This window comes from Halomicrobium sp. HArcel3 (genome assembly GCF_058933135.1).
In genome coordinates, this window is the sequence record NZ_JBZYDN010000002.1 from 64,431 (window position 1) to 83,240 (window position 18,810).

The 18,810-nt window shown below is 68.5% G+C and carries 17 protein-coding genes; 8 read left to right on the forward strand and 9 right to left on the reverse strand.

Annotated features, from left to right (window positions below):
* Nucleotides 1-69: 69 nt before the first annotated feature.
* A complete protein-coding gene (locus AC5FRV_RS06125) occupies nt 70-729 on the reverse strand; it encodes an HAD family hydrolase (RefSeq protein WP_493560219.1) in 660 nt (219 codons plus the stop codon).
* A gap of 129 nt (nt 730-858) precedes the next feature.
* Between AC5FRV_RS06125 and AC5FRV_RS06130 the strand changes: the two genes are divergently transcribed.
* Nucleotides 859-1,782 (forward strand): thiamine-phosphate synthase family protein, encoded by a 924-nt coding sequence (locus tag AC5FRV_RS06130; protein ID WP_493560220.1) that lies wholly within the window; start codon nt 859-861, stop codon nt 1,780-1,782.
* A 9-nt stretch (nt 1,783-1,791) separates the two neighbouring features.
* Here AC5FRV_RS06130 and AC5FRV_RS06135 read toward each other — a convergent pair whose 3' ends face one another.
* The gene (locus tag AC5FRV_RS06135; RefSeq protein ID WP_493560221.1) at nt 1,792-2,901 is read right to left on the reverse strand and encodes a pyridoxal-phosphate dependent enzyme; all 1,110 of its coding nucleotides are present in this window, start codon (nt 2,899-2,901) and stop codon (nt 1,792-1,794) included.
* An 85-nt stretch (nt 2,902-2,986) separates the two neighbouring features.
* On the reverse strand, nt 2,987-3,223 hold the full coding sequence (locus AC5FRV_RS06140) for a hypothetical protein (protein WP_493560222.1): 237 nt from the start codon (nt 3,221-3,223) through the stop codon (nt 2,987-2,989).
* An 81-nt stretch (nt 3,224-3,304) separates the two neighbouring features.
* On the opposite strand from AC5FRV_RS06140, the gene AC5FRV_RS06145 reads away from it, so the two are divergent.
* Nucleotides 3,305-4,648 (forward strand): PKD domain-containing protein, encoded by a 1,344-nt coding sequence (locus tag AC5FRV_RS06145; protein WP_493560223.1) that lies wholly within the window; start codon nt 3,305-3,307, stop codon nt 4,646-4,648.
* 81 nt (nt 4,649-4,729) lie between these two features.
* On the opposite strand, the gene AC5FRV_RS06150 is transcribed toward AC5FRV_RS06145, so the two are convergent.
* The 5 genes from AC5FRV_RS06150 to moaA all read right to left on the reverse strand — a co-directional run bounded on the left by AC5FRV_RS06150 (nt 4,730) and on the right by moaA (nt 12,107).
* Nucleotides 4,730-5,893: a patatin-like phospholipase family protein gene (locus AC5FRV_RS06150; protein ID WP_493560224.1), complete on the reverse strand. Its 1,164-nt coding sequence runs from the start codon at nt 5,891-5,893 to the stop codon at nt 4,730-4,732.
* An 85-nt stretch (nt 5,894-5,978) separates the two neighbouring features.
* A complete protein-coding gene (locus tag AC5FRV_RS06155; protein WP_493560225.1) occupies nt 5,979-7,079 on the reverse strand; it encodes a class I SAM-dependent methyltransferase in 1,101 nt (366 codons plus the stop codon).
* Nucleotides 7,080-7,166: 87 nt separating this feature from the next.
* Nucleotides 7,167-9,323 carry a hypothetical protein gene (locus AC5FRV_RS06160; RefSeq protein WP_493560226.1) on the reverse strand — a complete coding sequence of 719 codons (2,157 nt, stop codon included), beginning with the start codon at nt 9,321-9,323 and terminating at the stop codon, nt 7,167-7,169.
* A gap of 91 nt (nt 9,324-9,414) precedes the next feature.
* Nucleotides 9,415-10,542, reverse strand: coding sequence for a 60S ribosomal export protein NMD3 (locus AC5FRV_RS06165; protein WP_493560227.1), 1,128 nt, complete (start codon nt 10,540-10,542; stop codon nt 9,415-9,417).
* A 551-nt stretch (nt 10,543-11,093) separates the two neighbouring features.
* Nucleotides 11,094-12,107, reverse strand: a complete 1,014-nt coding sequence (moaA, locus tag AC5FRV_RS06170) for a GTP 3',8-cyclase MoaA (protein WP_493560228.1) — start codon at nt 12,105-12,107, stop codon at nt 11,094-11,096.
* A 266-nt stretch (nt 12,108-12,373) separates the two neighbouring features.
* On the opposite strand from moaA, the gene hemL reads away from it, so the two are divergent.
* Complete coding sequence (hemL, locus tag AC5FRV_RS06175) at nt 12,374-13,714, forward strand: glutamate-1-semialdehyde 2,1-aminomutase (RefSeq protein WP_493560229.1); 1,341 nt, start codon at nt 12,374-12,376, stop codon at nt 13,712-13,714.
* Between the two features lie 4 nt (nt 13,715-13,718).
* On the opposite strand, the gene AC5FRV_RS06180 is transcribed toward hemL, so the two are convergent.
* Nucleotides 13,719-14,744 carry a DUF4349 domain-containing protein gene (locus tag AC5FRV_RS06180; protein WP_493560230.1) on the reverse strand — a complete coding sequence of 342 codons (1,026 nt, stop codon included), beginning with the start codon at nt 14,742-14,744 and terminating at the stop codon, nt 13,719-13,721.
* 169 nt (nt 14,745-14,913) lie between these two features.
* On the opposite strand from AC5FRV_RS06180, the gene AC5FRV_RS06185 reads away from it, so the two are divergent.
* From AC5FRV_RS06185 to AC5FRV_RS06205, 5 genes are all read left to right on the forward strand, one after another.
* A complete protein-coding gene (locus tag AC5FRV_RS06185) occupies nt 14,914-15,291 on the forward strand; it encodes a hypothetical protein (RefSeq protein WP_493560231.1) in 378 nt (125 codons plus the stop codon).
* A 62-nt stretch (nt 15,292-15,353) separates the two neighbouring features.
* A complete protein-coding gene (locus AC5FRV_RS06190; RefSeq protein WP_493560232.1) occupies nt 15,354-16,184 on the forward strand; it encodes an HVO_0234 family beta-propeller protein in 831 nt (276 codons plus the stop codon).
* 809 nt (nt 16,185-16,993) lie between these two features.
* Complete coding sequence (locus AC5FRV_RS06195) at nt 16,994-17,845, forward strand: ribose-phosphate diphosphokinase (RefSeq protein WP_493560233.1); 852 nt, start codon at nt 16,994-16,996, stop codon at nt 17,843-17,845.
* A gap of 79 nt (nt 17,846-17,924) precedes the next feature.
* Nucleotides 17,925-18,224: a hypothetical protein gene (locus AC5FRV_RS06200; RefSeq protein WP_493560234.1), complete on the forward strand. Its 300-nt coding sequence runs from the start codon at nt 17,925-17,927 to the stop codon at nt 18,222-18,224.
* Nucleotides 18,225-18,389: 165 nt separating this feature from the next.
* The gene (locus tag AC5FRV_RS06205; RefSeq protein ID WP_493560235.1) at nt 18,390-18,800 is read left to right on the forward strand and encodes a hypothetical protein; all 411 of its coding nucleotides are present in this window, start codon (nt 18,390-18,392) and stop codon (nt 18,798-18,800) included.
* Nucleotides 18,801-18,810: the final 10 nt, after the last annotated feature.

An 18,810-nucleotide genomic window follows, 5' to 3' on the forward strand; every position in this document is an offset into this window, starting at 1 on the left:
CAGAACGACGGCAACGGCATCGCCGTCGCTCACTGCGGCCGACTGGTCGCGGAACCGTTCGATCGGTCCTCAGGCGCTACAGATCTGGTGCAGGTCGTCCAGGCAGTCGATGTCCCAGGTTGGCCAGACGTTGAGTTCCCAGTCCGTGCGGTGGGGCCGGCGGATGAACGCCGAGTCGATGCCGGCGTTCTCGGCGGCCCGGATGTCGGACTCGTTGTCGCCGACGAACAGCGCGGAGTCGGCGTCGAGGTCGGCCAGCGCCCGGTCGATGTAGTGGGAGTTGGGCTTCCGGCGGTCGAGGCTCTCGATGGTCGCCTCGCGGCCGTAGGCGGCGCCGAAGTGGTGCCCGACGTCGAAGTGGTCGAGCAGGAAGTCGACGGTGGCCTGCTGGTTCGAACTGACGATGCCCATCGCGGCGTCCAGATCCGCGAGCGTGTCGACGTCGTCGTAGAACGTCTTGCGGCCGGCGCGGGCCTCTTCCTGCTGGGCCCGGGACATGGTGTCGTCGCGTGCGCGCCAGAACGTGTCGGGGTGCAGATCGTACGTGGTACAGATGTCGTTGACCTGTCGGGGGGTCGCACCGATGGTCATGTCTTCGACGTGGTCGGGGTCCGGGTCGGTCACACCGAACTGTTCGAACGTGTCCTGGGTCGCCTCCCGCAGGACGTCGAAACTGGTTCGACCGACGAGGACACCGTCGTTGTCGAAGACGACGGTATCGTAAGTCACACTCGTACTGCGCAGTTCAGCGTAATAAGAGTTTCATTCAGTACAGTTCTACACGCCAACAGATCACACGGGTGGGTGCGCACGGTCGACCACTCACGATTTATACCGGCCCTCGCCCAACGTGGCCGCATGTCCCTGCGGCTGCCGAGCGAGATCGTCGTCGAGCAGGTGTTGCCCACCCTGCGCGTGCTGCTGGCCCGGGCACTCGCCGATCGGGACCTCACCCAGCAGGAGATCGCGGCCCACCTCGGCGTCACGCAGGCCGCCGTCTCGAAGTACGTCGGCGACGCGCCGCCGGTGGAGGACCGCATCGCCGACCACCCACGGACGACCGAGACCGTCGAGCGCGTCGCGGAGGGCCTCGCCAGCGGCGAGATGGACCCCTACGACGCGCTGGCCGAAGTGCTGGACCTCGTGCGGGCGTTCGAGGACCGCGGGCCGATCTGCGAGCTCCACGAGGAGGCGATGCCGGCGCTCCAGGGACTGGGTTGCGATCTCTGCGTGCGGGGCCAGGACCAGGCACTCAGCGCCGAGCGGGACGTGCTCGCGAGTGTTCGCAAGGGTGCCCGCGTCCTCGCGACGAGCCCGGGGATGGCCGCGTTCGTCCCCAACGTCGGGTCGAACGTCGGCGGTGCGCTCCCGGACGCCGCAGATCCCACCGACGTCGCCGCGATCCCGGGCCGGATCTACGCCATCGGCGGCCGCGTCGAGGTGCCCGCGAATCCCGAGTTCGGCGCCTCGAAACACGTCTCGACGCTGTTGCTGGCGGCGACCGCGGTCGATCCGGCGACCCGCGGCGCGGTCAACCTCGCGACCGACGACGCGCTGCTCGACGCGGCCCGCGACCGCGGGATCGATCCCCTGGCGTTCGACGCCGAGTACGAGAACCGCGGGGAACGACTCCGCGAACAGTTCGCGGCGCGCGGCGGGGAGGTACCACGCGTGCTCTATCACGAGGGCGCGTTCGGCATCGAACCGATCACCTTCGTCCTCGGCGAGACGGCAGAGGCGGCCGCGCGGCTGGCCGCGGAACTGGTCGAGCGCGCACGATAGCGTCGCTTTCTACCCCTTCAGGCCGCTCCCGGTGAGCGCGACGACGACGTCGTCCGCGTCGTCGAGAACGCCTTCCTCGCGGAACCGCGAGAGCGCTGCCGTCGCCGTGGCCGACGTCGCTTCGACGTGGAAGCCGGCTTCGGCCAGCCTGTCTCGTTCCGTTGCTGTCGCCGCGGCGCCGACGGCCACGACCGCGCCGTCGGTCGCGTCGATGGCCCGTCTGATCTGGCCGGCCCTGGCAGGTTCCCGTATCTGGATGCCGGCCGCTTCGTCGTTGGTCGGTTCCGCAGAGGCACCCATCACATCTGCCGTCTCGAACGGGGCGTAGCCAGTCGCTTGTGCGCCCAGCAGCCGCGGCACGTCGTCGGTCCAGCCGGCGCGTTCGAGCGCCCGGAAGCCGCGGTACGAGCCCAGGAAGAGCGTCCCGTGGCCCAGCGGCGTGACGACGGCGTCGGGAACCGCCCACTCGCGCTGGGCGGCCAGCTCCAGCGCCCACGTCGCGGTGCCCGCGAAGAACGCCGGGTTCCAGGCGTGGCTGGCGTACCAGGCACCGCCCTCGCTCGCCGGCAGACTGGATTCGACCGCCGCGACGCAGGCGTCGGTGACGTCCGTCCGGGATCCTTCGACCCGGACGACGTCGGCGCCGGTGCGTTCGAGCGCCCGGAGCTTTCCCGCTTTGGCGTCCGCCGGGACGTAGATCTCCGCGTCGATGCCGGCCCTCGCGGCGTAGGTGGCGATGGCGAGGCCGGCGTTCCCGGAGGAGTCCTCGACGACGCGGTCGACGCCCAGTGCGAGCGCCTGGGAGACAGTCGTCGCCGCGCCCCTGTCTTTGAAACTCCCCGTGGGGAACAGATATTCCAGTTTGAACTGGACGTCCCAGGAGGGGGCGTCGACCAGCGGCGTCCACCCCTCGCCCAGCGTGACGCGCCGCTCGACGGGGAGGAACGCGTCGAACGCCCAGAGGCCGCGGCCCCGGTCGAGTGCGAGCGGGTCCGGCGGTCCGGCGTCTGGAACCGGTGGCCCGGCGTAGTCGAGCGCGTGGCCACAGTCGCAACGCCAGGACTCGTCGGCCGGGTACTCGCTGCCGCAGGCTGCACAGCGGTAGGTAGCTTCGCTCACGGAGAAGACTCACCAGTCGGTTTCGACGCCGGGTCGGTCGTCCGGCGGGGCATCCAGTAGGGGATTCCACCGACGACGGCCACGGTCAGAACAGCGAGACGGCACCGGCGACGATGGAAGAACCGATCATCAGGAGGACGAAGATGATGGCGATGATCTGCTGCTTGTCCATGGCGGCGATTTGACGGCAACGACCGTATGTGTTACGACCGTCCCCTTCGTCGCGTGCGCGACTGTCGGTCGACGGCGTTCGTACTCTCGCTCCCCTATCACTCCGATACGACCGCCGCCTGTCCTCCGGCCAGACTGTTCCTGCAAGCATACTACTAGGATAAAACAAGTCAAAACAGTGCTAGATATTTATTACCAGGTGTTGTGAATGATTCGTTTCGGGTACGAACCCATGTACACACGACGCGAGCTACTTCGGTCCTCCGCAGCGGGGACCGTCATCGGCGCAGGCGTACTGGCGAGCAGTTCGAACGCGACGGCCGACGGGGCCTCGTTCGGCGACGGCGTCAACCTCCAGCCGTCGTACTTCTGCGACGGGGACCAGGATCTGGGCTGGGACCTGATGAACGACTACCCGGACATCGAGACGGTCCGGATCGAGATCGAGCCGTTCTCCTTCGGCGAGGTGGCCACGACGGTGGAGGACGCAAAGCGGTGGATCGACGAGGCCGGCGCGAACGGGAAGGAGATCATCGCGACCTACCACCACTATCCCGACAACGGGTCGGCCGAGGCCTCGGCGCTCCAGAACGCCGCGGAGTTCTGGGTCGACCACTACGAGACCCTCTCGGCCGACACGTCGTTCACGGTCAACATGATGAACGAGTGGGGGAACCACGACGTCACGGCCGACGAGTACGCGTCGGCGTACGACGACGCGATCAGTACGGTCCGGGACGGGACGAGCTACTCCGGTCCTATCGTCTGTGACGCGCCGGGCTGGGGCCAGGGCACCTACCGGCTGGCCGACGCCGTCGAAGGGATAGAGGACGACGACCTGATCCTCTCGGCGCACGTCTATCCCAGCGCGTGGAACGCGACGACTGGCCAGAACCTCGTCCCCTCCGACCTCGACGCGCTCGACGAGACGGGCTACCCCTGCATGATCGGCGAGTTCGGCAACTACGCCGACACCACGGGCGCGGACTGGTCGGCGATCATCGACTACGCGAAGCAACTCGGCTGGCCGGTGATCGGCTGGGCCTGGAACGGCGACGGCTCCGACGACCCGATGAACATGTCCGATCCCTACTGGGGCGACGACTGCTCGGCGGACACGTACACGACGAGCGACTACTTCGGCGTCGTCTACGACAAGCTCGGCGACGGCGGCGGCACCGGAACACCGGACACCGAGACACCAGACACGGACACGCCGGACACGGAGACGCCCGACACCGAGACACCAGAGACGGAGACGCCCGACACGGAAACACCCGGGACGGAGACGCCGCCCCAGACGGAGGTGCCACCGTCGGGTGACCTCGTCGCCGCTATCGACCCCGGTTCGACGTCCGGGTCGACCGGAGACCTGATGCAGTTCTGGATCACCGACGAGACGGGCAACAGCACGTGGATCACCGACCTCCAGTGGGAACTGGGCGACGGCTCGACCGACGCCGGCTGGTACGCCGATAACCGGTACAGTTCGGCGGGGACCTACACGGTCACGCTCACCGCCACCGACAACGAGGGGACCACGAGTACGGACTCCGTCGACGTGACCATCTCCTGACGCAGACGGGTGCCCACCGAGGCCAGCGGCGTCGCGTTCGGGGAGGACGGCGGTGTCGCAGGCCGTCGCCTTCGCGGACGCTCACTCGACGACGACGTACCGGTCGCCGGTCCTGTCCGCCAGGAACTCGGCGGCCTGGCGGTCGCCCAGCGCCCGGAGGTCGTCGAGAAAGCCCGGATCGCGGTCCAGTTTCGTCGACGTGCCGAGGGGGCCGGGGGTGTCGAGGCGGGTCTCGTCGAGGGCCACCTCTCTGACCGTCACCACCTTGTAGCGCTCGGTCGCCGCCTCGCTGAACGCCCCCGAGCGGAGCCACTCGTTGACCTGGTCGATGAAGTACAGCTCCTGGCGCAGCGAGAGACTCCCAGCGAGTTCGTTCCGGCGGTCCTCGACGTCTTCGAGTGTGTCGAGCGGGCCGTGGTGGCTGGTCGGGTTGATGCGGACGAGCCAGATCTCGTCGGGTTTCTCCCAGCCCCGCTCCGGCCACGTCAGCAGGTTGCGGACCGGCGGGTTCTGCGACAACAGCCCGTCCCAGTACCGGTGGACGGTGCCATCGGCCGCCGGAATCTCGACGGCGTCGAACACCGGCGGGACGGCGGCCGAGGCGACCACGGCGTCGATGGTCAGCGGCTTCGGCTCGGCGCCGAAGCGGGCGCGTCGTTCGTCGGCGTGTTCGTCGGGGGCGCCAGCCGAACTACCCGACGCGCCGCCGTCGGCCGCGGATCCTGGCCGGTCGGTGAACACAGAGAAGCTCCCGTCCGTCGCGTCGACGGCGCTGACGAGCAGTTTCGGCCGGTCCGTCCCGTCGGTCGCGGGCGGCGCGCCGACGAGGGCTTCCACCGACGCTGCGTCGACGCGCTGTTCGAGCTGAGCGCGCAGCCACCGCTGGCCCTGGGACGCGAGCGGGTTGGCCGACGGGCTCAGCTGCCAGACGGGGTAACCGTTGTTGCGCAGTTTCGTCGCGAACACGAAGGCGTCGTTGGCGACGCGCTCCGGAATGGACCGCGCGGCCATCTCTCCCCAGAACTCCCGGAGCAACTGCGTCGCCTTGCCCGCGTCACCGGTCCGGAGCCCGTACCACGCGAGGAAGGCGCACATCGCGCCGCCAGAGGTCCCCGTGAGGGCGACGACGTCGAACTCGTCGCCGTCTTGCGCGAGCAGTCGCTCCAGCACACCGGCTGTAAAGGCGGTGTGGCTGCCCCCGCCCTGGCACGCGATCGCTACCTTCGGCCGCGTTTTGGTAGTCACTGACACTCACCAGGCCGAGTAATGCCGTCGAGCGCTGAAAGCTGCTGTTCCCGGGTCCTCGCCAGTTGCTCACACGCCCTCGAACTCACTCGACGCGGCCGTCCACGACGACGTGGGCGACGCCCTCGCTGTAGCTCTTGACCTCCCGCGTATCGAGAATCTCCACCTCGCGGTCGGCAGCCGCCGCGGCGTCTCGCAGTCGCTCGATGGGGCGCTCGAACACCAGGTCGTTGGGCGTCGCCTCGTGGACGTGGATGGTGCCGCCGGGCGCGAGCGCGGTCAGCGCCGCGTCGAGGTACTCGTAGGATCCGTCTTCGGCGGGTGCCGTGGCGTCGTAGTAGCCCATGACGACGCGATCCGCGGGCGCCTCGGCCGCGAACTCCTCGCTCGCGCCGTCCGCCGCTCGCGCGTTCCGAGGCGTGAACGTCTCGCGGACTACGTCACGACAGTCCGCTCGATAGGGGTGGACCCGGTCGCCTACGCCGTTCAACCGGGCGTTCTCGATCAGGTAGCGAAAGGAATCGGGATTCCGCTCGACGGCGGTCACCTCGGCGCCGGCGCGGGCCATCGGGAGCGCGAAGTAGCCGATGCCGGCGAACATGTCCAGAACGCGCTCGCCCTCGCTTACCACCTCTCCCATCCGGGCTCGTTCGGCCTGGTTACCCGGCGAGAACATCACTGTCGCGAGATCGAGGGCGTACGCGGTGCCGTGTTCGTGGTGGACCGTCTCCGTGTCGCCGGTGCCGGCGATGACCGCTACGCTCGGTTCGCGGTGTTCCCCCGTGATCGCTCCCCGAGACAGGACGGTGTCGGCCTCGCCGTGGAGCGAGAGCAGCGCCTCGCCGACCTCTTCCGGGCGGGGCGCGTCGCCGAGTTCGACCAGGACGACCGACCCGACCACGGCCCAGGAGCCCGGCGCCCGGTCGAGTTCCTCGTCGGTCCACCCCATCTCCCGCAGGTGGTCTTCCAGGGTGCGCAGTCGCGGTTCGCCGACCTGGCGGACGATCTCCAGGTAGTCGACGCTCTCCGGGGGCTCGGTAACGGGGAGGGCGACGGTCTCGTCGGTCCACTCGCGGACGCGCCGGTCGTCGTCGTAGACGCCCTCCCGTTCGAGTGCGTCGATGACGCGCTGGGAGCGGGACTTGGGGACGACCGCTGCGAGGCGCTGGTCGGCGGAATCTGCCATCTGCCTGTTCGCAGGTCGTCGGGCGGTGAAACAGTTTCGAGTGGCGCCTCGTCCCGTGACCAGTACCCTGCTCGGCGACCCGACCCATCAGTCGACGATCGGTGTTTCGACCGCCCGCTGGGCGCGGTCGATCCCGTCGGTCGCGAAATAGCGGACCGCCCCCGCGGCGCTTTCGGTGTATCCGTGGTCGGCGCCGGGCGCGACCCGCTCCAGGATGCGACGGAGTCGGCCGGTGGCGCTCTGCAGTCGCTCGTTCGCGGTCGACGCGTCGCCGTCGGCCGCCGTCTCGGCGGCCCCCGCGGCGTCCTCGGCGGCGCCGTCGAAACCGGCAGCGACCTCCCGCCCGCCCTCGACCTCGCTGGTCACGGCGGCGGCGTCCGCGAGGACGGCCGAGAGGGTCCGCGCGAGCGACGCTTTCCCCGGCTCGACGTCGGGTATGGGTTCGCCCCGCAGCCGCGTGGGGTCGACCTGGACGGCACCGGTGACGCCGTCGTCGTCCGTTATCTCGACGGTGTAACGGCCGTCGCGGTGGACCGGCACCGCGAAGCGGCCGTCCTCGACCGGCCGTCCGGTGAACACCGGACCGGCGAACCGCTCCGTGATCCGGACCCTGCTGACGCCGGTCGCGTCTCGCCTGTCCGCCCGGAGGACGACCGCGTCCTCGTTCGCGACGAGCGTCACCCGGCCGTCGACGCCGGGACGGACGGTCCCGCCGTCGTGGTCGAAGCGCTCGGCGTAGGGGGCGATGCCCGGGCCGTTGACCACGAGTTCGTGGGACCCCGGTTCGACGTGGAGGAACCTGAACACGCCGTCAGCTGTCGGGAGCGCCGCGGGGTCGCTCCGGAGCAGACAGGCGACCTCGACCGCGGGCCGGAACCGCGAGACGTCGACGAACGGTTCGAGTGCGTTGCCGTCCGTTCCCGGGGCGGCGTCGACCTCGCCGCCGGGACCGCTTCCCAGGATCGAGACCCGGCCGACGACCCGGTCAGTCAGGCTCGGCGGCTCGGCGCCGTCGATAGCGCGGCGGTGGTTCGGGTCCGTGACGTCGGCCGTCGGGTCGGCGAAGCGCTCGTTCTCCCAGGGGATGCCGACCGACGTGATGTGGTCGGCGAACCGGTTCTCGACGAATCCCGGTATCGCGAACTCGAAACTCAGCTGCGGGCCGGCGAAGTCGTCGAACGCCTCGCGGACGGCGTCGATGGGGAGCAGTTCGTAGGTCACGTCGCCGTCTGTCGGACTGCCCGGCCCCGTGAACACCGTCCCGGGTTCGCGGACGGGGAGCTGCCCCGGCGGTCGCGCCAGGTCGCGCCAGGACCGGACCGTGACGTCCTCGTCGACGAAGTCCTCGGCGTCGACGTCCGACAGCGCCGGGTGGTCGGCGAGCGGGGCGCCGTCGAGTTCGGGCACGGCGAAGGGCACTCGAGCGCCCTCGTCGCGCGGCAGCCCGTAGGAGAAGGGCTGGCTGGACAGGCGATCGAGCGGTTTGACCGGGCCGTTCGAGACGTCGGGCGCGAAGTCGCTGAACGAGTACCGCTCGAAGCTCGCGACCCGCCCGTTGACGTCCGTCGCGCTGGAGTGCGAGCCGACCTCCGCGAGAACGGCGGGGCGCTCGTCCGGGCCGATGTCGGGGTCGAGGAACTCGTTGTTCGGGCACTTCCGCGCGTGGGCGCTCGCCACGAGTAACAGCGGGTCGCCGCTCTCGGTGTCCACGAACACCTGCAGCAGCTCCCAGTCGTGCCAGTGGAAGTTGACCGTGAACTGGTCGAACACCGAGTACATCCAGTACTGGACCGCGACGATCCGGTCGTCGACCGGCGCCACGTTGTAGAAGACGGCCGGGTTCGGGGGTTCGCCGGCCTCGTCGAACGCCCGGGTGTAGCCCGCGAGCGCGTCGAAGCCGTCGAGGACGCCGTCGGCGCTGTTCGGTCCGGCGTACGCCCTCGGATCAGTCGGAAACCACCGTTCCCGCCGGCCGAAGTAGACGTCGGGGGCGAACTGCGCGACGAGCGGCGGCACGGTCGCCGCCTCCGTCTCGGTCGCCGCCGCGGTTTCAGTCGGCCGCTCGGTGGGCTGCTCGCCTGGCGTCTCCGTCGACGCCGAGTCGTCGTCTCGACCGTCGGGCCGCGTCAGCCACCCGAGACCGAAGCCCCCGACACCGGCGAACGCCGCGACGAGGCCGTATCTGAGTGCCCGGCGACGACTCTCGTCATCCGGCGTTTCGGCCGCTGAATCGCTCGTTTTCATGACGTCGCTGAACGTCCGTCGCGGCGGGTCGCTATAACAGTTTCCGCCGGTCGAGCGTCTGGTTCCGCTCCTGGGCGCTCGGCTCCCGCGCTCACTCCGCGTCTTCGCCGGTCGACTCGGGCAGCACGTGCAACCCGGCCCGGCTCTTCAGCACCGGCACCTCGTCGGCGTCGGGGTTCACGTAGTCGGGCCGCGGGACGGTCTTGGACTCGTAGGTCTCGGGGTCGAGCACCTGCATCGCCCGCTCGTCCTCGACGGCGACGAGGACGGTCGATTCGGCGTCCTCGCGGGTGCCGAGCCGGCGGGCCTCGGGCTCGTCGCCGACCTCGAAGCTGGCCTCGTAGTGCTCGCCGGTCGAGATGCGGGTCCCCTTCAGGTTGCCCTGGTTCGAACTCACGAGCACCGGCCCGTCGCCGTCGTCGGGGTCGATGATCTCGCCGGGCCGGTACTTCGGCAGGCGGACGGCGTAGCTCACGCGGTACACCTCGTTGCCGTCCTCGTCCTCGGTGATCAGCCGCTCCGAGTCCGAGAAGCTGCCGCCGAGTTCGTCGACGATGCGTCGGGAGACCTTCATCCCGATCTTGTTGGTCGAGACCTTGATGTTCGGGCCCTCCGAGCCCTCGTTGATCTCCGTGACGAAAGCATCTCGGTCCCCCGTCGCCTCCATCTCGTCCACGACTTCGTGGGCGATCTCCTTGGCCCGGTCGACCTCCTCGCTGTCGGGCGTCCGGTCGACCGCGCGGACCTGGACGATAGAGGCGAAGGAGCCGCCGGCTATCTTCCCGCAGCGCGTACACGTCTGGCGGGCGATCTTGACGGGGACCTGGACCTGCTCGGTGACGGGCGTGTCGCGGATGACGCCCGAGAACTCCGCGTGCATCCGGATGTTGTTCTGGTCGAGCTGTTCGGGCGCGACCTGCCAGGCCACGCTCTCGGCGTCGACGTGGATGCCCAGCGCCTCGCTCACCTCCTCGATGGCCACGTCCGTGTAGTCCTCCGCCCCGACGTCGACCCACCGGTTCCCCCGGTGGACCGCGCCGCACTGCGCGCACACCCTGACCTCGATGGACTCCGGCGCGTCGACGAGGTCGAACTCGTCGAAGTAACAGGCGTCACAGAGCGGACTGGTCGAATGCTGTGGCTCCCCGGGTCTCGATTCCAGCGCCTCGTCCGGAATCTCGTCGCCACACCGCGGACAGAACGCGCCCGACCGACTCATTGGACGTGCATAGCTGCCAGGACCGTTTAAGCCGTGCGTTCCGCGTCGGCCGGCTATCGCAGGTTCCCAGGTCTCGATTTTGGGTCAAATTGCTATCGATGGGGTCTTTGCCAGGATAGATATCTACCCCCGCTCTCATCACCGTAGGACACGTCGGCTATCGGCAAAATAATCTCCAATATGCTATAGCGAAAGTGCCATTCTCCTGAAGCCAGTCTAAATTTAAAGGGAGCTAACGGACTTTGAACGTATGAACTTCGATCTACTCGATGGAATTACCATAGTGGCAGCTTCTCTCGGCTCTTTCGTCGGGGGCTGGATCGGACTCAATATCGGAGTAGATTTTGTTTTTACTTTTGTATTGATGATCGGTGGATTGCTAATTGGAGCGGGTTTAGGTGCTTACGTAATCACGCGAAGGTAGGGATATCAGTAGCAGCCCAGTGACTCCGTTCCGAGTACTTGTCATTTTAGGCAATTCTCCAATACGTCGAGTCGATTCGGAGTTGGCCCTGCTGCTGCGTCTCACTCTCGTTTCGAGACCGGCTCACTCAGTCCGAGGGCTCCGGGACGGCGTCGAGGTACTCCTCGTCGACGACCCACTCGCCGTCTTCCTCGACCATGTACTCGCCGTAGTAGGGGACGCGGTTCGCGACGGTCTCGCGGAACGTCTCGCGGATCTCGCCTTTCGACATCTCGCCCATCGAGCGCAGGTCGTCGGTGCGGTTGAGACAGCCCTTGAGCTTCCCGTCGTGGGTGACCCGGACGCGGTGGCAGTTCGCGCAAAAGTCCTCGTTGCCGACGGGGTCGACGACCTCGACCATTCCGGCCGTCTCGTCGTCCGGTTCCCCCACGGTATCGTCAGCACCACCGATCCAGTAGCGGCGGCGACCGTGCATCTCGCGGGTCTCCACGCGGTCGGCCCGCTCGGCGAGCCACTCGTGGACGTCGGCGACGTCGACGGCCCACTCGGGATTGCCGGTCAGTTCGGGCATGTACTGGAGCAACTGGAGGCGCAGTCCCGGCCGGTCGGCGACGAAGTCGACCATCTCAGGGACCTGTGCGGCGGTCTCCCGCAGTAACACCATGTTCAGTTTGACGGGGTCGAGCCCGGCGTCGAGCGCCGCTTCCACGCCCTCCAGCACGCGGTCGAAGGCGCCCGACTGGGTCACCGCGGCGAACTGCTCGGGGTCCAGCGCGTCCAGTGAGACGTTGACGCGTTCGAGGCCCGCTTCGACGAGTTCGGGCGCGCTGCCGGGCAGGAACGTGCCGTTGGTCGTCATCGAGACCTCCATCCCGTCGGGGACTCGGTGGATAATCTCCACCAGATCCTCGCGCAGCATCGGCTCGCCGCCGGTGAACTTCACGGCGTCGACGTCGAACTCGCGAGCGACTTCGATGAACCGCACGACGTCGTCGGCCGTCATCTCGTGGTCCCGGGGCGCCATCGGGCCGCGGGTGTCGCCCAGCCCCTCGTTGTGACAGTAGACGCAGTCGAAGTTACACCGGTCGGTCAGCGACACCCGGACGCCCGACACCTCGCGGTCGAATTCGTCAACGAGCACGGCGGGTCACTCCGGCCGAACCGGAATCGCACGGGCCGATAGTCGCGGACTCGGCCCGCCGTTCGCGGGGAAACTGGGTGTTCATTGGATTCGAGCGCCGAGAGCGTTGGATGGGAACGACTACCACCGCTGCGGGGAAAACAGTTGGGTCTGGTGCGAAAATAGCTGGACGAAGCGGTGCTCGTCTCTCGCCGCCAGTCCGTCTTCGAGAAACCGGACGGCGCGGTTCCAACAGCTTCTTTCTGCGGTGGGTCGAAGCTCTGCGCATGAACCACGAGCAGTCGCGCGACCTGTACGACCGCGCCCTGTCGGTCATGCCGGGCGGCGTCAACTCGGCGGTCCGGGCCGCCATCGAGCCGTACCCCTTCTTCGTCGAGCGCGGGGACGGCGGCCACGTCATCGACGCCGACGGGAACCGGTACGTCGACTGGGTGATGGGGCTCGGGCCGCTGCTGTACGGTCACGACCTCCCGCAGCCGGTCGAGGCCGCCATCCAGTCCCACGCGAGCGAGGGGCCGATGTACGGGACGCCGACCGAGGTCGAGGTCGAACACGCCGAGTTCGTCACGCGACACGTCCCGAGCGTCGAGATGATCCGCTTCGTCAACTCCGGAACCGAGGCGACCGTCTCCGCCTGTCGGCTCGCCCGTGCCGCGACTGGCCGGGACAAGATCGTCGTCATGCAGGGCGGCTACCACGGCGCTCAGGAGTCGACGCTGGTCGAGGGGGCCGGCGACGCCGTCCACCCGTCGAGCCCGGGCATCCCGCAGGCGTTCGCCGAGCAAACGCTCACGCTGCCGTTCAACGACAAGGAGGCGGCTCAGAAACTGTTCGAGGAACACGGCGACGACATCGCGGCCGTCCTGACGGAGCCGATTCTCGCGAACTACGGTATCGTCCACCCCGTCGAGGGGTATCACGAGACGCTCCGCGGCCTGTGCGACGACTACGGTTCACTGCTCGTCTTCGACGAAGTCATCACGGGCTTCCGCGTCGGCGGCCTCCAGTGTGCACAGGGGAAGTTCGGGATCGAACCCGACCTGACCACGTTCGGCAAGCTCATCGGCGGCGGGTTCCCGGTCGGTGCCATCGGTGGACGGGCCGAACTCGTCGAACAGTTCACGCCCGCCGGCGACGTCTTCCAGGCCGGGACCTTCTCCGGTCACCCGGTGACCATGGCCGCCGGCCTCGAATCGCTCCGCTACGCCGCCGAGAACGACGTGCACGACCACATCAACGACCTCGGCGACCGGATCCGCGAGGGGCTCACCGACATCGTCGCCGACCAGGCACCCGAGTACACTGTCGCAGGCACCGACGGAATCTTCAAGGTCCTCTTCTCCAGGACGGCGCCGGAGACGTTCGACGGCCACTGTGAAGCCGGCTGTCGCCAGCGGACCGACTGCCCGCGATTCGACCACTGTCCGAAGAACGCCGCGGACGTCAAGGCAGGTGAGACAGACCGCTGGCGTCGCGTCTTCTGGCCGAAGATGAAGGACCAGGGCGTCTTCCTCGCGCAGAACCAGTTCGAGGCCCAGTTCGTCACCTACGCCCACACCCTGGAAGACGTCGAGGAGACTCTGGAAGCGTACAAGGAAGCGCTATAGGCCGTTAGTCCTGGCCGCCATCGCCACCCTCACCGTCGCTACTCTCGTCAGCACCACGCCCGTCGTCCGCCGCCGCTCGTTCTCCGACGGTCCCGTGCCCACCGCTCACGTCGGACGGTCCGCCGCCACTCCTCGCGAACAGCCGCCGGACGAACCCGATGGACCGTCGCCAGCCGGCCACGATGCCCACGCCGAAGGCGCCGAGCGGGATCAGCGCGAGTCCGATCGGGATGACGTAGCCGAAGAAGACGATGACGTACTTCAGGGCCGTCAGGCCGCCGTAGAACGCTTCGAGGAACGCGTCGGTGAAGCCGAAGGCCGACTCGTAGTTCTTGGGCGGTTTCTCGCTCTCGGGTTCGTGCAGGTCGACGCGGATGGTCGACATCGACTCGCGCTGCTGGAGGGACTGTTGCTGGCTGCGCAGGTTCCGGACGTCGCTGCGGACCTGGCGGAGATCCTCGCGGACCCGTTCGGCCTCGTCGACGTCGTCGGTCTCGTTCAGGAGCCGTTCGAGTTCGCGTTCTTCCGCTTCGAGCTGCCGGATGCGTTGCTCGCGGTCGTCATACTCGCTCGTGAAGTCCTTCACGTGGACGTCCTCGCGCTCGACGCGTCCCAGCGACGCGACGGCGTCCCGCGCGCCTGCGAAGTTTGCCGGCGGGACGCGGACCGTCACCGTCCCGCGGTCCCACTCGCCCTGGCTGTCCTGCGAGCGGTCGCCGACGTAGCCGTCGTTGTCCGCGGCGATGGCCCGCAGTCGGTGGAAGGCGCGGCTGAAGTTGTCGACGCGAAGGGACACGTCCGACTCCCTGACGACGACGCGGTCGCCGTCGTCGGTGTAGTAGCTCCCGACTCCACCACCGCCACCGCCGTCGTAGCTCGCGTCCAGTTCCGCGCTGCCACCGTCACCGCCCGCCTGCGGTGCGCTGGCCGCGTCTCCGCCGCCGCCCATCCCCGCACAGCCGGCGAGGACGACGAGCGCCGCTACGAGCACGAGGCCGATCCGCTGCCGATTTCCTCTGGCGTGAAGCATCGGTCTGGTCTACCTGGTAAAGGTACGGTACCATGCATCAAACGCCCGGTGAGTGAAACCGCCGTTTGACCGACGGACGGCGCCTCACTCGTCGGTTTCGACGTCTCGCTTTCGCCCGCCGCTCACCGCGGCGCCAAACCTATTTTATGCCGGCGTCGGTAGCGCCGATATGGTCCCCTGGAAGCTCCTCAAGTACGCCGCGCTCGCGGTCGGGGCGTTCGTCCTGGTCAGCGCGGCCGTCTCCATCGTCGGCACCGTCGTCGGCATCGCCGCGAGCATCCTCGTCGCCATCGTCGCGATGCTCGCCGTCGCGGGCCTCACCTACGCCCTCGTGAAAGGGCTCCTCTGGTGGCGAGGGACGAGCAGCGAGTCGTCCCGTTCGACCGTCACCGGGAGCGACGACGCCGACCGGGTCGACCGACTGACCGAGCAGTACGTCGACGGCCAGCTCAGCGAATCACAGCTCGAACAGCGACTGGAGTCCGAACTCGACGGCTCGGGGTCGGACGACGTCGAGCGTGAACTGGAGCGCCTTCGGTCGTCCTGACGCTCTCGCGAGCGAACACGTCAGGCGGTACGCTTTCGAGCGGGGCGAGTCAACGCTCGAGTATGCCGGACGACGACATCTCCCTGTCGGAAAAGCGAGTGTACGAGGCCCGCCGAGAGGCGACGCGGGCCTACGTAGCCAGCGGCGTCGGGCTCGCCCACTTCGACGCCTCGGACGACCAGATCGGCCGGTTCGGCCTCGACCACCAGTGCGTCGCTCGCGACGTCGCCGGTGCCGGCGGCCAGTTGCTCGTCGCCACGGACGAGGACGTGCTCGTGGGCAGCGAAGCCGGGTTCGAGTCGACGGGATTCGGGCCGGCGGTCGCGGTCGGCGTCGGTGGCGACTTGCTGGCGGCTGGTCCCGACGGCCGCGTCGCCCGACTGGCCGACGGCGCGTGGGAGACGGTCGGCCGGGCCGACGACGTGCGTGCGATGGACGGCGACCTGCTCGCCGCGGCAGAGGGGGTCTATCAGGTCGAGCGTGCGGACGGCTGGGACCTCTCACGCGTCGGCCTGGACGGTGTTCGCGACGTCGCTGCTGCCGGACCGATCGTCGCGACTGATTCTGGGCTCTACGCCGTCGGCGACGCCGCTGACGACGCCAACGGTGACTGGAATTGCGTGCTGGAGGGGCAGGCTTCGGTCGTCGCCAGCGACGGCGAGCACGCCCACGCCGTCGTCGACGGGACCCTCTTCGAACGCGTCGACGGCGCATGGCGCGACGCCGACGCCCCCGCCGGAACCGTGGTCGGCGTGGCCTACGACCGCGGTACCTTCGCCGTCACCGACGACGGCCGGGTCCTGCTCGACCCCGTGACGGCCAAGGACGGCTCGCCCGGGTGGCGCACCCGCTCGTTGGGTCTGGACGACGTGGTCGGTGTCGCGATTCCGTGACTCCGTGCCGGTCCGCGTTCTCGATAGCGTCTGTTCTGTCCAGGGTGTGTCTGTAACGATTCGGATTACTGCAGTAACAGCAACGGACGATACCACCTCGAAAGCCCTCGGCGCGCTCGACTCGTGCGAACCCGTTGCGCGCGCTCGTTCCTCGCGTGCTTACGGGTTCGGACTTCGTCGACCGCACCTCGCCCTTTCAGTCCACCAGGAGAGCAAGCTCTCCTGAGCCCTGGCTCGCTTCGCTCGCCAGGACACCAGGGACAGCCGTCGCTCGCGCCACGGAGGCGCTCGCGGTTAGAACCACCAACCCTCCCCGGTCGCGCCTTGCTCACGGCTGCGCCGTTCGCATTGAGGTGGCGCTACGCGCCACCCTCCCGGCGCGACACGCTTCCTTCCGCAACCGCAGCGGTCGGCCGGGAGCGAGTGCCCGAGCGACGGCGAGGGCCTCGCGACCAGGGGAAGGGCAGGGCTGCGGTGCCGTGCCTGGAGGACTGAAAGGGCGAGGCACGCTGGCCGACGCACGGCGACGCAAGCACCGTGGTTCGAGAGAGCGAAGCTCTCTCGTCATCACGAAAGACGCGAAGCGTCTTTCGAACGACAGCGGTAGCGAGGAGCGCAGCAAGCCGCGCGAGGCGAGCGTGCCGAGGGCTTTCTGGTTCCTGTCATCGCTGTTCGTTTCACCAACTCGACCGAGAGATATCCGTTCAACTCACAGACCAGAGTCAACGACCACGACCCACACTGACCGTCCCAGTCCAGCACCTCCCAGAATCGAAAAGCGGTTTAGGGCAGCGGGCAAGCCTCGACACATGATTATTCCCGGGTCAGCGACGCAGGCGTTCGCGGCGGCGCTGGCCGACGCGACCGGCGAGCCCCTCGGTCGCGCCGAGTACGAGCGGTTCCCCGACGGCGAGGTGATGGCGAGCGTGCCGGGCGAGGTGTCGGGGCGCGCGGTGGTCGTCGCCTCGACCGTCTCCACCGATGCCCACGTCGAACTCCTCCAGCTACAGGATGCGGCGCGCGAGGCGGGCGCCGACGAGGTGGTCACGGTCCTGCCGTACATGGGCTACGCCCGTCAGGACGAGGCGTTCAAGGCCGGCCAGCCGGTCTCCTCCCGGGCGGTGGCGCGGGCTATCTCCACCGGCACCGACCGGGTGCTCACGGTCAATCCTCACGAGGAAGCGGTGTGCGACTTTTTCGACGTCCCCGCGGAACCGGTCGACGCCGCCGGACGGCTGGCCGAGCCGCTCCCCGGCGATTTGGCGGACCCGCTCTTCCTCTCGCCCGACGAGGGCGCCGTCGACATCGCCCAGACGGTGCGGGACTCGTACGGCGACGGCGAGACGGACTACTTCGAGAAGGACCGGGACTACGACACCGGCGACGTCGAAATCACGCCGAGCGACGCCGACGTGGCCGAGCGGGACGTCGTGCTCACCGACGACATCATCGCGACGGGGTCGACGATGAGCGAGGCCGTCGCGGTGCTGAACGACCGCGGCGCCGGTCGGGTGTTCGTCTCCTGCGTCCACCCGATGCTGGCGACCAACGCGCTGACGAAACTCCAGAGCGCCGGCGTCGAACGCGTCTACGGTACCGACACCATCGAACGGGCGGTGAGCGCTGTGAGCGCGGCGCCCGCGGTGGCCGACGAACTGTAACCCTCTCCTGCGTGGTGACTCCGGGGCACGCTGTAACCGGGCGACAGCCATATTGCCCGTCTTTCGCTAGATGGTACCGATGGACGAACAGGAGATCGTCGACCGGGCGGAGGTGCTCGAGGACCCCGGCGACCTGTTCCCGGACGGCGCCGTCGACGAGCCACGCTGGGTGGCCGAGGACCCCGAGACGGGCTCTCGCGGGATCGGCCAGTTCGAACTGGAGGCGCGCGTGAACCTCGTCCACGCCGTCGCCGCCCACCGCGAGGACCCGGAGACCGACGTCGGGTACGTGAGCGTCGGCCGTGACCGCACCTACGAGATGCGCTGGCGGAACGACGAGAGACTCGCCGACCGGGTTCGCGACGCGCTGGGGCTGTAGCGGGAGTGGCTCGCCGTCAAGCGACTGCAGCCGGTCACCACTTCGCCAGTCCGGCCCGGCCGTGGTGGTAAGTGAGGATGCCGAGGAAGGCGGCGACGTGAGTGAACGCCGTGGCGGCGGCCGGCACCCCGCCGGGTTTATTTCACCGGGAAGTGGAGAAGCCGTATGTACAACCGGGACTGGTTCTGGGCGTCGGTGGACGACGTCCTCGCCGCTATCGGCTTCCTGTTCGTCCTGGTGCCGGTGCTGGGCGTGACGACGCGGTTCGCCGAACCTCCGGGCTCCGTCGAGTGGGTGGTCCTCGTCCTCCTGTCGGCGGTCGCCGGCGCGGTGTATCGCCAGCGCGGTCACGACATCGGCGACCTCGGGAGCTTCGTTCTCGCGGCGACTATTGCCCTGTTTCCGGCCGTCGTGCTGGTGACTGCGCTTCTCGCTCCCGTCGGACTGGCGGGGTCGGACGAGGGCGGCGTACTCATATTCGGCGTCGCGTACGCCATCGCGTACTGGTACGCCTACCGCGGCGGTCGCGAGCGCGTCCGGGGAGGGGCGAGCGAGACGTCCGCCGAATCGGCGTGACCGGTGGCCA

Bases quoted from the DNA above. Each gene is read 5' to 3' on its own strand.
- AC5FRV_RS06130 (WP_493560220.1), top strand. From the start codon at position 859: ATGTCCCTGCGGCTGCCGAGCGAGATCGTCGTCGAGCAGGTGTTGCCC.
- AC5FRV_RS06190 (WP_493560232.1), top strand. From the start codon at position 15,354: ATGCCGGACGACGACATCTCCCTGTCGGAAAAGCGAGTGTACGAGGCC.
- hemL (WP_493560229.1), top strand. From the start codon at position 12,374: ATGAACCACGAGCAGTCGCGCGACCTGTACGACCGCGCCCTGTCGGTC.
- AC5FRV_RS06160 (WP_493560226.1), bottom strand. From the start codon at position 9,323: ATGAAAACGAGCGATTCAGCGGCCGAAACGCCGGATGACGAGAGTCGT.
- AC5FRV_RS06155 (WP_493560225.1), bottom strand. From the start codon at position 7,079: ATGGCAGATTCCGCCGACCAGCGCCTCGCAGCGGTCGTCCCCAAGTCC.
- AC5FRV_RS06140 (WP_493560222.1), bottom strand. From the start codon at position 3,223: ATGCTTGCAGGAACAGTCTGGCCGGAGGACAGGCGGCGGTCGTATCGG.
- AC5FRV_RS06185 (WP_493560231.1), top strand. From the start codon at position 14,914: ATGGTCCCCTGGAAGCTCCTCAAGTACGCCGCGCTCGCGGTCGGGGCG.
- AC5FRV_RS06145 (WP_493560223.1), top strand. From the start codon at position 3,305: ATGTACACACGACGCGAGCTACTTCGGTCCTCCGCAGCGGGGACCGTC.
- AC5FRV_RS06180 (WP_493560230.1), bottom strand. From the start codon at position 14,744: ATGCTTCACGCCAGAGGAAATCGGCAGCGGATCGGCCTCGTGCTCGTA.
- AC5FRV_RS06195 (WP_493560233.1), top strand. From the start codon at position 16,994: ATGATTATTCCCGGGTCAGCGACGCAGGCGTTCGCGGCGGCGCTGGCC.
- AC5FRV_RS06205 (WP_493560235.1), top strand. From the start codon at position 18,390: ATGTACAACCGGGACTGGTTCTGGGCGTCGGTGGACGACGTCCTCGCC.
- AC5FRV_RS06200 (WP_493560234.1), top strand. From the start codon at position 17,925: ATGGACGAACAGGAGATCGTCGACCGGGCGGAGGTGCTCGAGGACCCC.
- AC5FRV_RS06165 (WP_493560227.1), bottom strand. From the start codon at position 10,542: ATGAGTCGGTCGGGCGCGTTCTGTCCGCGGTGTGGCGACGAGATTCCG.